This is a genomic window from Novosphingobium sp. HR1a, from assembly GCF_015594425.1.
Taxonomy (GTDB): Bacteria; Pseudomonadota; Alphaproteobacteria; order Sphingomonadales; family Sphingomonadaceae; genus Novosphingobium; species Novosphingobium resinovorum_A.
The window spans coordinates 35,262-46,410 of the sequence record NZ_JABXWS010000119.1; the positions used below are offsets into that span (position 1 = coordinate 35,262).

Genomic DNA, 11,149 nt, shown 5'->3' on the forward strand with positions numbered 1-11,149 from the left:
TACTGCGAACAGCTTACCCCGCTAAAACGTCGCCTCGTCCCTCATGCCCGGATATGGGTGCAAACTTATTACGCCCTCGTAGCCATATCCTAGAATGATATGTCGGATCGCGGAAGAAGCGCGCTTATACAAGCGGATGCGCTTCTTGTCGTACAGCCCCACATGGAAAAGTGCAGTTCCCCGCCAGCTCACGCGGATATTGATGTGCCACTTGCCGGAGTCGTGCTGGCACACGTGAACGTCTGTGATCGTCCCACCTGGAGGGCGATGCGTCGTAAGTTCGCGTTCCAGTAGTAGCTCTAATTCCATTCCAACCCTACAAGCGATTTATATGGTTTTCGCTGGTGTCCTGTATCGCGCTGCGATAGCATGACAAGGCGCTTCAACGGAGGTGTCTTAAATGGCCCGACGGCATATCGCTACGATTGAGGAACAGGCCGACCGAATTGTTCGCCAGCTTGGCGGCCGATGGACGGGCGATTTTGCCATGTGCCGATGCCCTGCCCATTCCGATAGCAAGGCAAGCCTTTCCGTTCGCGTAGGCGACCGCGCCGTGCTGTTCCACTGTTTCGCCGGCTGCACTGCCGAAGCCATCATGACGGCGCTTCGGTCCGGCAAGATCCTCGCGCGCCCCGATCATGATCCGGGGCAGCGTCAGGAGAGCAAGACTGATCTCAACAAGGTCGCCCTTGCAGTCTGGCGTCATGCTGACCCCTATGTCGGCACCCTCGCCGATCGCTACCTGCGCACCCGTGCGATCGTGCCCGAGGGGATCAACGCTCGCTTCGATCCGCGTTGCCAGTGCGGTGCAGGCGCCGCCAAGGCGTTTGCCCCGGCGCTGATCGTGCCGATCGAGGAAGACGCCGGCGTCGTTGCGATCCACCGCACCTTCCTGACGCCCGATGGCCGCTGGAAGGCCGACATGCCCGAACCCAAGCGTATGCTGGGCAATCCCGGCACCGGCGCGGTGCGCTGGGGCGGTATTCCAACCGATGGCGTGCTGCGTCTCGCAGAAGGCGTCGAGGATGCCGCAAGCGTGATGAACCTGCTCGAACCCGGTCACTTCGTCTGGCCGGTGCTGGGCATCGAGCGCTATCAGGGCATTGCGATCCCGGAGAGCATCCACACCGTCATCCTCTACAGCCAGCACGGCGTCGAAGCGGCGCGCGCCGTAGAACGGGCCACCCCTCACCTGACCAATAATGGCCGTAGGCTACTCACCAAGCTGCCGCCACACAGCGGCGACTGGAACGATCTCCTGCGCGAGATCCGAGCAGCATGAAGCTGTTTCCCGGCGTACCGCCCTATCAGCGCTGGATGATGGGGGCGACTTTCGTTGTCGTGGCGGTCTATTCCATCGCGCAGAACAAGGCATCGCTGGTCGAAGCATCGCAGACCCAGCTATCCTCTCCTTCTCCCCGGATTATCGATGGCGATACCGTCGATTTCTCAAACGGTCGCGTGCGGATTGTCGGGATCGATGCACCTGACGACGATCGGCCGCAGCTCAAGGCGCTGGCGAGCGAGGCGCTGCGTGAGCTGGCGGCCCGCGATGGCGGGCTGACGTGCTCGGCGTCACTGTTTGACTATGCCCTGCGACGCGAAGAACAGTGCCGCACCACAGCCAAGAGCTATGGGCGGTTGAATCTGTCCTGCCGCTTCCCCAGCAACAAGGCGAGCGTGGGCGCCACCATGGTCGCTCAAGGCTATGCCGTCGATTACCGCGTCTATTCAGGCGGCGCCTATGTCGACCTGATGCGCCAAGCAGCAGCCCAGCGCGCAGGTTTGTGGGGTGTCGATTACGAAGGGATGCGGCAGCTTGCCGTGCAGCGTGCGCAAGTTCCGCAAGGGTGCGATGTGGGCACGATCAAAAAGGAGCCGGGGGCAATCGCCGGCGCACGCTCGACGCGGTAATTGTAGCGGCTCGCAATGATGATCGCCCGGAACTGCAATAGAGGGGGCTTTCGCGCTTGAATTATGTGAGACGCTGGCGATCAGCCGGCGCACGTTCGGTGAGACGCAAATCACATTCGATGCGACGGACGCGAGATGTTCACCGAGCGGCGCGGGATCGCGGACACGGCGGTCAAAGCGGTAATCCTGCCGCGCGCATATCGTCGGTCAGCTCGCGCGCACGAGCCGGATCAAGCCCGCCCCGGAGCAGTTGCCGTATCTCCGCCGGCTTGGCGTCGAACTGGTCCGCCAGGCTCTTCGTATCGTAGCCGTGGCGGGTAAGCTGGGGTTCGAGGTCGTCAATCTGGCGTGACAGCACACCCTCTACGGTAGCGGCATCGATCGGTTTCACGCTGGCCTCGAACCCGGCTTCGAACGCGCGCACGAGATGGCGGCCGATCTGGAGCGGTGTCTTAAGCTTGGCGGCGAGCAGGATCGCGGCGTCTTCGGTCAGCACGGCATCGGGTTCTATCCCCGGCGACAGTGCGGTGCGCAGCGCCCAGTCGATATAGTCGCGCTGCCGATCGCGCAGGCCGCCAAACTCGAACACGGTCGTCCGGTCGCCGATTTCCTCCATCAGCGGGCGTTTCAGGTCGTTGCGCAGCTTCGGATGGCCGACGAGGATCACGGCCAGTTGACCGCCGCCCTCGGTGACAAGCTCAACGAGGCGCTTGAGCGCGGTCAGCGTCTTTGGGTGGAGGTCGTGGGCGTCGTCGACGAACAGCGCGACCGGTCGCTTGGCCTTGCGAAACAGCTCCTGCAAATCGCGTTCGCGCCGTTCCGATTGGCTTGGGATCGAGACGGTCTTCTCAGACGAAAGATCATAGAACAGCGCTGCAACCAGCAGCGGCACCGATATCTTGGCCTTTTCCAGGCTGAGCGCGCGCGAGACGATCACACGGCCCTCGCGCTCTAGTTCTTCGCGCAGTCGCCGCGTCAGCACGGTCTTGCCCGAGCCGATGGTGGCCGTAAGCGCGATCAGGCGACCACCTGTGATCGCGGTCTTCAGATCATGGGTAAGCTGGGCATGATGCTCGGTCTCGAAGAAGCCGAGATCGACCGGGGGCCGGGCCAGCCCGTAATAGCGCATCACCTCGGTCTGCATCAGCCGCTCCGTCTGTGGCCGGGCGGGAATCGCCTGCGGATTTCATCCATCACTTCGGGCCGGGACAGCGTGCGCGCGAGCAACGCGTCGATGAAGGCGCGGTCCTCTTCGCAAAGGCCGCCAAGCGGCAGGCGCAGTTCCTCGGATATGGCGAAGCGTGCCTTGAGCGGCGTGGCGAAGGTGAGTTCGGCGAACGGATCTGGATCGGCGAATGGCCGGGCCGGCACAGGTGCGATCCCATCGGTGGGCTTGCGACCGATCACCACGATGTCGTCCTCGCCCGTCAAGACCGAGCGAGGGATTCCGATCTTCGTCGCCAGCGCATCGACGCGATCCGCGCGGACCTCGCGCCGGCTCTTGCGATGCTTGCGATAGCGATGCAGCGGCACCGGCCCTCCGACCGGATCGAACGGGCCGTATCGGTCATCGCCATGCTCGACCCATAGCTCCTGGTCGAACAGCCCCCACCAGACGACAACCGTTTCGCCGGCCACTTCGGACGTGACCTCATAGGTAACGCCGGCGACGGTCAGCCGGCAGTCGAGGCCGACCTTGCGGCGCTCTGGCTCGCGCGCGAATGCGCAATAGCGCTCCCAACTGCACATGGCGCAAATGCCGCCATCGGGCAGGTGGCCGAGCCAGTCGTCGATCCGAGAATGCGGCTCGCGACGATGGTCGCCGCTGTTGTAGGTGGCGATGTAGCGCGCCAGCCAGCGATTGGCCTCCTCCTCGCTGGCGGGTTCGTGAAAGTGGTACAGCGTCTCGTGCGCTTCCTTGACAGTGCGGAACGGGCGCTCGACTTTCCCCTTGGCGCGCGCGGTCGTGCGGCGTCCGTCCGACCCTGCTGGCATGTGCGGAGTGACGGTAATCCCGAGACATTCCATGACCCCCTTGAACACGCTCGATTTGCCGACCGGGCCGCCATCGAGCTGGATGTTCTCCGGAATACCTCCAAACGGATTGTCCTCCTTTGGTGCCATCGCACGGAACAGGAAGCGCAGCGCCGCCTCGGCATCCTCCCCATAGACGAGCGCATATTCCTGGTAGACGACGCCCGACCGGTCATCGACCACCGAGAACAGCATCAACGTAGGCGCGCCATTACGATCGGGATCGATCCAGGTCGGGGCCTTCAACTGCTTGAGATCCGACGGGCTCATGTCGAAATGCCAGAGCATGTTGGCGCGTTCGGCCTGATAGCGCACCGCAGCCGGCTCGCGCGTCATCCGCTCGGTGTCGTATCCCCGTTGCCGCATGTGCCGGTTGAGTGTCGAGGCAGCCAACCGACCTGCCGGCAGCTTCACCAGACCGCGATCGGGGGTCTCGACACCGTGTTCGGTGACGATTTCGAGGATACGCTTCGTCGAGAGACGACGGCCTTGACGGTTGGTCGTGCGGCTCTTCATCGCCGCAACGACCTCACACCACCATTCGATCTCGCCGGCAGGCATGGTGCGCGACAGGCCACGATCGGCACGGTGTGCGTCCTTCGGCCTTCGCTCGCCGCGCAACAGCCGGTAGAGCGTAGCGCGGCTGATGTCGTAGAGTTCGGCGGTCGATGTCATCAGCGGCTGCCGCTCGGGATGCCTTGCCGGCAATGCCGCCAAACGACGTCGGAGCGTCACGATCGCCTCGATGGGGACCGTGACGCCCGCGCTCATTATGCAGCCTGGCTTTGCGGTTGCCGAGTGGGACCCGCATCGAGCAACGCCTGCCCCGGCGCCTTGGGGGTGCCGTCGCCGTTGACATAGACATACAGGGTCGTGGTCGTGATCCCGAGCCGCTTAGCGACATCAGCCGCGACGACACCTCGATCGGACATCGCCGCCATCGCCATCGTCAGCGTCGCCCGGTTCATCTTGCGCGGCCGACCGCCCATGCGACCGCGCGCGCGCGCCGCAGCAAGGCCGGCATGGGTACGCTCGGCGATCAACTCGCGCTCGAACTCGGCGAACGCCGCGAAGATGCCGAAAGCGAGACGGCCATTGGCAGACGTCGTGTCGATCTGCGCGCCGGCACCTGCCAGCACCTTCAACCCGATCCCGCGCGACCGGAGATCCTCCGCCGTCGTCACCAGATGGCGCAGATCGCGGCCGAGGCGGTCCAGCTTCCAGATGACGAGCGTGTTGCCCGGCTGAAGCGCCTTCAGGCAGGCGGTCAGGCCAGGCCGCGCATCGTGGCGACCCGATGCCATATCCTCATAGATGCGCGACGGATCAATGCCGGCCGCGAACAGCGCGTCGCGCTGCGGCTCCAGCGTTTGCGTGCCGTCCGACTTGGACACTCGGATATAGCCAATGAGCAATGCGTACCCCGCCAGAAAAGACTACCGGCATGGTGCAAGATGGCGCTGGTTTTCACAACGGGTTTTCTTGCTCTTTTCGGATTGCCGGGACCGGCATTGTCAGACCGCGAGAAAACCGCTCGTTTTCCTTGCGGAGCCAACTTCGGCACGGTCGGCAGAATTCGCCAACTATCGGCTTAGCCGATGCATTCAGAGCTTCTGGAAGCGGACGCTTTCTGATGCGGGATTGTGGCACCGTAAACTTGCCGAAAGCTATGGTAGTCTGCTGGTGTCACAACCGACCGGTTATGACACCAGCAGCGTTACGGACTAAGGCCTGTTGAGTTTCAGGATTCCATTGGTTGGGATTTTCTGATTCACGCTGCGGATGGACCGATCTGTTCTGACCGACGCCCAATGGGCGAGGATGGCGCCCCACTGCCATGGCAAGCCGGGTGATCCCGGGCGTAGCGGCGGCGACAACCGTCTATTCGTCGAGGCGATCCTGTGGGTCGTGCGGACAGGCAGTCCGTGGCGCGACCTGCCAACGGGCTTCGGCAACTGGAACACGGTGTTTCGTCGTTACCGGGATTGGGTGAAAGCCGATGTTTTCAAGCGGCTGTTCGATGCCTGCTCCGAGGAGCCGGACATGGAATATGCGATGGTCGATGCCACGATCGTAAAAGTCCACCGCCACGGACAAGGCGCAAAAGGGGGACTTGCAGCCAGGCCATCGGCCGCTCGAAAGGTGGCATGACGACCAAAATCCTCGCGCTGACCGACGCGCTGGGCAATCTCGTCCGCTTCGTCCTCATGCCGGGACAGCGGTTCGACACCGTTGGCGTCGAACCGCTGGTCAAGGGCATCGAGTTTGGAGGTATGATCGCGGACAAAGCCTTCGACAGCAATGCCATCATCGCCGACCTCAACGAGCGCGGTGCGCAGATCGTCATTTCCCAGCACCCACGCCGCGCCAGACCGATCCCTATCGACCTCGACATCTACAAGTGGCGACATCTCATCGAAAACTTCTTCTGCAAACTGAAGGAGTTCAAACGCATCGCCATGCGTGCCGACAAAACTGACACCAGCTTCTCCGCCGCTATCTACCTTGCCGCTGCCGTCATCAATTCACGGTGAACCTCAACAGACCCTAGAACGGCGAAACAGTAAACGTGTCGGCGTGATCAGTCGGGGATCAGTGCCCAACCACGCAGTTGCAAAGTCGCCATAGTCGTCAGCGCAGACACGTCAGTTTCGACACTCTTTCCTACCGTAGCGGGGTCGATCCCGTTTCCGATAAGAGCTTGGCTGCATACCCGAACGGATACACCCGCCTTTTTCAACGCCTCAATTAAGGCAAGGTTGGGATTCGCAGCTACTCCCGTCTTTGTCGCATAGGCGCGATCTTCGGTAACGATGGGCGTCGCCGGACCGTGGACGATCACGACGACATCGCCTTGTTCTGGACGAACGCCATCGTTGCCCAGCAGGTTCAAAAAGCGGGCGACCTTCTCCAGCGATGGATTGATTTTATCCGGCGTTGCCGCGGCCTTGGTCACATTGAACAGCACGCGATAGCGCAACTTGCGATCGGGCCGTTCCGCAGCACCTTCGACGGGTGTGATCGCGCCATATCCCGGTATCACCGCCTGCCTAGGCACGCCGGCTGAAGCACTGACGCTGCTCATGAGTGACAAGCATCCTGCAAGAGCAATGATTGGCATACGCATCCGCTTTTTCCTTCTTCAGCCGAAATGATCAGCCAACTCTCGCAAAAACGGCCGCACCGATGTTTTGCGGTCGAACCACGGACGGCGTCTCGCGCGGTCGCACTGGGCGGGGGGCCGGGGCCGTTTGGGGAGCCGACAGATCGTCGGCTCCGAACATCGCCTCCAGGGTTCGCACACACAGTGCGGCTGCATCGTCGGCAAGACGGTAGTGAACCTGCTTCGCCTCACGCCTGGTCTTCACCAGATCGGCGCGCCGCAGCTCGGCAAGCTGCTGACTGAGCGCTGGTTGGGTCACGCCCGTGGCCGCCTCGATGTCCGCCACCTGCCGTTCGCCACCCAGCAGATAGGACAGGATCATAAGGCGCTGCGGCTGCGCGAACACGCGCAGCTTCTCGACTGCAACGTCGGCAAGCGCGCGGGACTGGTAGATCGCCATCACCGGTCAGCCTTCGTCTGGTGAAACCAGTCGGCGCCTGCGTTCCCCGGCAAAGCGGGAGGCAGGAGCACGTCGTCGCCCGGCTGCCAGTCAGCGGGCGTATAGGCCTCGCCATCGGCCGAACGCTGCAACGCCCTGACCGTGCGAAGCATCTCGTCGACCGAGCGCCCGACATTCATCGGATACCAGCTGAGTGCGCGGATAATGCCTTTGGGATCGATGAAGTAGGTTGCACGTACCGTTGAGGCATCGCCAGCCTGCTCGTCGAGCATGCCGTAGGCATACCCAACCGCCATCGACGGATCCTCGATCACCGGAAACGGCACCTCGACATCAAAAACGTCGTGGATCGCGCGAAGCCAGGCGACATGAGAGTAGAGGCTGTCGACCGACAGCCCCAACAATACGCAATCCAGCTCCTCGAATTGAGGGGCCGCTTTAGCCAAGGCCACAAACTCGCTCGTGCAAACCGGCGTGAAGTCAGCAGGGTGCGAGAAAAACACAATCCAGCGCCCACGATACTGATCGAGCGCAATCTCGCCCTGAGTGGTGCGGGCGGTGAAGTTCGGGGCTGCATCCCCGATGCGCAGCGAGCGCGGCATGTTCGCTTCCATCATTTCCATTCCTCCCAAATGGCACGAACACCCCGTTGACGCAATACGCTTACACAGCTACATAAACCATGAGTTTGTTTAAATGGAGATGGTCATGGACCCGGTTTTGAGCGAAGCCAACGCCCAGATCAGACGCGCAAAAGCGGCCGGATCGCCGGTCGTTCAGTCCTTCTTTGATGAGCCTACCAACACAGCGACCTACGTCGTTTGGGACGTGGCGACGAAAAAGGCTGCGATCGTCGACAGCGTCCTCGATTTTGACGCCGCGGCTGGCCGGACCAAAACCGCGTCGGCGGACGCAGTGATCGCTTACGTGCGGGATCAGGGACTGACGGTCGATTGGCTGCTGGAAACCCATGCTCATGCCGATCACCTGTCTGCGGCACCTTATCTTCAGCAGGCGCTTGGCGGGCAGCTCGCGATCGGTCGTGAGATCATCCGGGTTCAGAACGTGTTCGGCAAAATCTTCAACGCCGGCACCGATTTTGAGCGCAACGGTTCCGAGTTCGACCGGCTGTTCGAGGACGGCGACCGCTTTGCCATCGGCAACATCGACGCCATTGCGCTGCACGTGCCCGGCCATACGCCGGCGGACATGGCCTATGCGATTGGGGACGCGGTCTTCACCGGCGATACGCTCTTCATGCCCGATTACGGCACCGCGCGGGCAGACTTCCCTGGTGGCGACGCACGCCAGCTATTCCGCTCGATCCGCCGGCTCATGCAGCTGCCGGACGAGACGCGCCTGTTCCTCTGCCACGACTACAAGGCGGTGGGTCGCGACCAATATGTCTGGGAGACGACTGTAGGCGCACAGCGTGTCGGCAACGTGCATGTCCACGAAGGGGTCAGCGAAGACGACTTCGTCGCGATGCGGACCAGTCGCGACGCCACCTTGTCGATGCCGAAGCTCATCCTGCCCTCGATCCAGGTGAACATGCGCGGTGGTCATCTGCCGGAGCCGGAAGCCAACGGCACCCGCTACCTCAAAATTCCGCTGGATGCGCTGTGATGCCAGGCTTTCCCCATGCCATGCCGCTCGAAGGCTTCATCGGCGGGCTGATGATCGGTGTCGCCGCGGCGATCATGCTGCTGGGCAACGGGCGCATCGCCGGTGTCAGCGGCATGTTCGCAAGAGTTTTGGGTCTTACCGATGGAGGTCCACCATGGGCCCTCGCGCTGCTCTTTACCGCGGGTCTGCCCTTGGGCGCGGGTATTGCTGCGGCCAGTTTGGGCGTGAAAGCCAGCTTTCCGGCATCGCTTTCGCTGATTGCCGTCGCCGGTCTGGTCGTCGGTATCGGAACGCGGCTTGGGTCCGGGTGCACCAGTGGTCACGGCGTATGCGGCCTGTCCCGCCTGTCGCCCCGGTCCATCGCCGCGACCGTCACGTTCATGGCGACCGGCGTCGTCACGGTCACGATCATGCGTCTGTCCGGGGTGATACTGTGATGCGCCAGAACCTCATTTCACTCGCTAGCGGGACGCTGTTCGGCGCCGGCCTTGCCATCTCCGGAATGATCGATCCGGCGCGGGTGCGCGCGTTCCTCGATGTCACCGGCGCGTGGGACCCGACCTTGGCGTTCGTCATGGCAGGCGCGATCCTGCCGATGGCGATAGCCTGGTTCGTCGTGCGGCGTCGCTCGACCCCGATCGCGGCCGAACAATTCCACACGCCCGCCACCTCGCCGATCGACCGGCGCCTCATCGGCGGTGCGGCCTTGTTCGGCATAGGCTGGGGCATCGTCGGATTGTGCCCAGGTCCCGCCATTGCCGCACTGGCGATCCAGCCTCTGCCGGCACTGGTCTTCATCGCTGCAATGGCCCTCGGCGTTGCCGTCCACCGCTTTGCATTCACTTCCCGCCGTTCGGCCTGATCAGACAGGAGACATCACATGGCTTTCAAGCAGATCACCTCGTCCTTCTCTGCCGCCCCCCAGCTGACGCAAGACGACCTCGCCGCTGCCGCGAAGGCAGGATATCGCTCGATCATCTCAAGCCGCCCGGACGGCGAGGAGGCGGGCCAGCCAAGCGCGGAAGAAATGGCCCGAATGGCAGGCGACCACGGTCTCGCGTTTGCCCATGTCCCTATCGTACCGGGCAAGGCGACTGACGCCGATGCGGATCGCATGAAGGAGGCGCTAGCCACGCTGCCACAGCCGACGCTCGGCTTCTGCCGTAGCGGGACGCGCGCGGCGACCTTGTGGGCGTTGGCCGAGGCCGATCGCGCCGACCCGGCGACGATCGTCGACCAAGCAAAGGCAGCCGGGTACGACCTTGCCGATCTCACGCCTGCGCTGAAGCGCCGTTCCGAAAGGGCTGATCAATGACCTACGACATCGTCATCATCGGGGGCGGTGCCGCCGGCATCGCGACCGCTTCCAGCATTCTGAAGCGCAACGCCAAAGTGACGATCGCGGTCGTCGATCCGGCGACCGACCATTATTACCAGCCCGGCTGGACGATGGTGGGGGCCGGCGTCTTCACTCCCGAACAGACGCGCAAGGCCGAATCCGACATAATGCCAAAGGGCGTTAAGTGGGTACGGTTGCCCGCCGTTGCCATCGACCCCGACCGTAACACGGTCGAGCTCGAAGACGGTGACACATTGACCTATCGCGTTCTGGTCGTCGCGCCCGGGCTGCGCCTGGCGTGGGAGAAGATCGAAGGGCTGCCTGAGGCTCTCGGCCGCAACGGCGTCACCTCCAACTATCGCTACGATCTGGCACCCTACACCTACCAGCTCGTCAAGGAATTGCGGCAGGGGCGGGCGCTGTTCTCGCAGCCACCCATGCCGATCAAGTGCGCCGGCGCACCGCAGAAAGCGATGTATCTCTCCTGCGACATCTGGCGGGATAGCGGCGTTCTCCCAGCTATCGACGTCGAGTTCCATAATGCCGGCGCAGCCCTGTTCGGGGTCCCGACCTACGTCCCGGCGCTGATGGAATATGTCGAGAAGTACGGTATCGATCTCAGGCTTGAGTCCAACTGGTCGCGGTCGACGCCGATCGCCGCGTCGCCACGTTC

The 11,149-nt window shown here is 62.9% G+C and carries 13 protein-coding genes and 1 pseudogene; 8 read left to right on the top strand and 6 right to left on the bottom strand.

Features of this window, described 5'->3' with window-relative positions:
- Positions 1-400: 400 nt before the first annotated feature.
- Together HWN72_RS30360 and HWN72_RS30365 are read left to right on the top strand one after the other, a co-directional pair.
- Positions 401-1,282 carry a toprim domain-containing protein gene (locus HWN72_RS30360; RefSeq protein WP_248006488.1) on the top strand — a complete coding sequence of 294 codons (882 nt, stop codon included), beginning with the start codon at positions 401-403 and terminating at the stop codon, positions 1,280-1,282.
- Positions 1,279-1,914 (top strand): thermonuclease family protein, encoded by a 636-nt coding sequence (locus HWN72_RS30365; protein WP_228168132.1) that lies wholly within the window; start codon positions 1,279-1,281, stop codon positions 1,912-1,914. The genes HWN72_RS30360 and HWN72_RS30365 overlap by 4 nt, the downstream gene beginning before the upstream one ends.
- Before the next feature lie 172 nt (positions 1,915-2,086).
- Here the strand turns inward: HWN72_RS30365 and HWN72_RS30370 are convergent, their stop codons facing one another.
- The 3 genes from HWN72_RS30370 to HWN72_RS30380 are packed head-to-tail and all read right to left on the bottom strand — an operon-like array spanning position 2,087 to position 5,363.
- Positions 2,087-3,058, bottom strand: a complete 972-nt coding sequence (locus HWN72_RS30370; protein WP_008830441.1) for an ExeA family protein — start codon at positions 3,056-3,058, stop codon at positions 2,087-2,089.
- Positions 3,058-4,719 carry an IS481 family transposase gene (locus tag HWN72_RS30375; protein ID WP_008830442.1) on the bottom strand — a complete coding sequence of 554 codons (1,662 nt, stop codon included), beginning with the start codon at positions 4,717-4,719 and terminating at the stop codon, positions 3,058-3,060. Before HWN72_RS30375 ends, HWN72_RS30370 begins: the two co-directional genes overlap by 1 nt.
- A complete protein-coding gene (locus HWN72_RS30380) occupies positions 4,719-5,363 on the bottom strand; it encodes a recombinase family protein (protein WP_037519505.1) in 645 nt (214 codons plus the stop codon). Before HWN72_RS30380 ends, HWN72_RS30375 begins: the two co-directional genes overlap by 1 nt.
- A 406-nt stretch (positions 5,364-5,769) precedes the next feature.
- Between HWN72_RS30380 and HWN72_RS30385 the strand changes: the two are divergent.
- Positions 5,770-6,482, top strand: a pseudogene (locus HWN72_RS30385) (IS5 family transposase).
- Between the two features lie 47 nt (positions 6,483-6,529).
- Here the strand turns inward: HWN72_RS30385 and HWN72_RS30390 are convergent.
- The 3 genes from HWN72_RS30390 to HWN72_RS30400 all read right to left on the bottom strand — a co-directional run bounded on the left by HWN72_RS30390 (position 6,530) and on the right by HWN72_RS30400 (position 8,134).
- Positions 6,530-7,033, bottom strand: a complete 504-nt coding sequence (locus HWN72_RS30390) for a DsrE family protein (RefSeq protein ID WP_008830444.1) — start codon at positions 7,031-7,033, stop codon at positions 6,530-6,532.
- Positions 7,034-7,103: 70 nt separating this feature from the next.
- Positions 7,104-7,511: a metalloregulator ArsR/SmtB family transcription factor gene (locus HWN72_RS30395; protein WP_008830445.1), complete on the bottom strand. Its 408-nt coding sequence runs from the start codon at positions 7,509-7,511 to the stop codon at positions 7,104-7,106.
- Complete coding sequence (locus tag HWN72_RS30400) at positions 7,511-8,134, bottom strand: peroxiredoxin (protein ID WP_037519507.1); 624 nt, start codon at positions 8,132-8,134, stop codon at positions 7,511-7,513. The genes HWN72_RS30395 and HWN72_RS30400 overlap by 1 nt, the downstream gene beginning before the upstream one ends.
- Before the next feature lie 85 nt (positions 8,135-8,219).
- On the opposite strand from HWN72_RS30400, the gene HWN72_RS30405 reads away from it, so the two are divergent.
- From HWN72_RS30405 to HWN72_RS30425, 5 genes are all read left to right on the top strand, one after another.
- The gene (locus HWN72_RS30405; RefSeq protein WP_037519521.1) at positions 8,220-9,137 is read left to right on the top strand and encodes an MBL fold metallo-hydrolase; all 918 of its coding nucleotides are present in this window, start codon (positions 8,220-8,222) and stop codon (positions 9,135-9,137) included.
- Positions 9,138-9,157: 20 nt separating this feature from the next.
- The gene (locus tag HWN72_RS30410; protein WP_205499208.1) at positions 9,158-9,574 is read left to right on the top strand and encodes a YeeE/YedE family protein; all 417 of its coding nucleotides are present in this window, start codon (positions 9,158-9,160) and stop codon (positions 9,572-9,574) included.
- On the top strand, positions 9,574-9,999 hold the full coding sequence (locus HWN72_RS30415) for a DUF6691 family protein (RefSeq protein ID WP_008830449.1): 426 nt from the start codon (positions 9,574-9,576) through the stop codon (positions 9,997-9,999). Before HWN72_RS30410 ends, HWN72_RS30415 begins: the two co-directional genes overlap by 1 nt.
- A gap of 18 nt (positions 10,000-10,017) precedes the next feature.
- Complete coding sequence (locus HWN72_RS30420) at positions 10,018-10,452, top strand: TIGR01244 family sulfur transferase (protein WP_046406874.1); 435 nt, start codon at positions 10,018-10,020, stop codon at positions 10,450-10,452.
- The coding region (locus HWN72_RS30425) for an FAD/NAD(P)-binding oxidoreductase (protein WP_248006489.1) at positions 10,449-11,149 on the top strand (701 nt) is incomplete at its 3' end. The genes HWN72_RS30420 and HWN72_RS30425, both read left to right, overlap by 4 nt.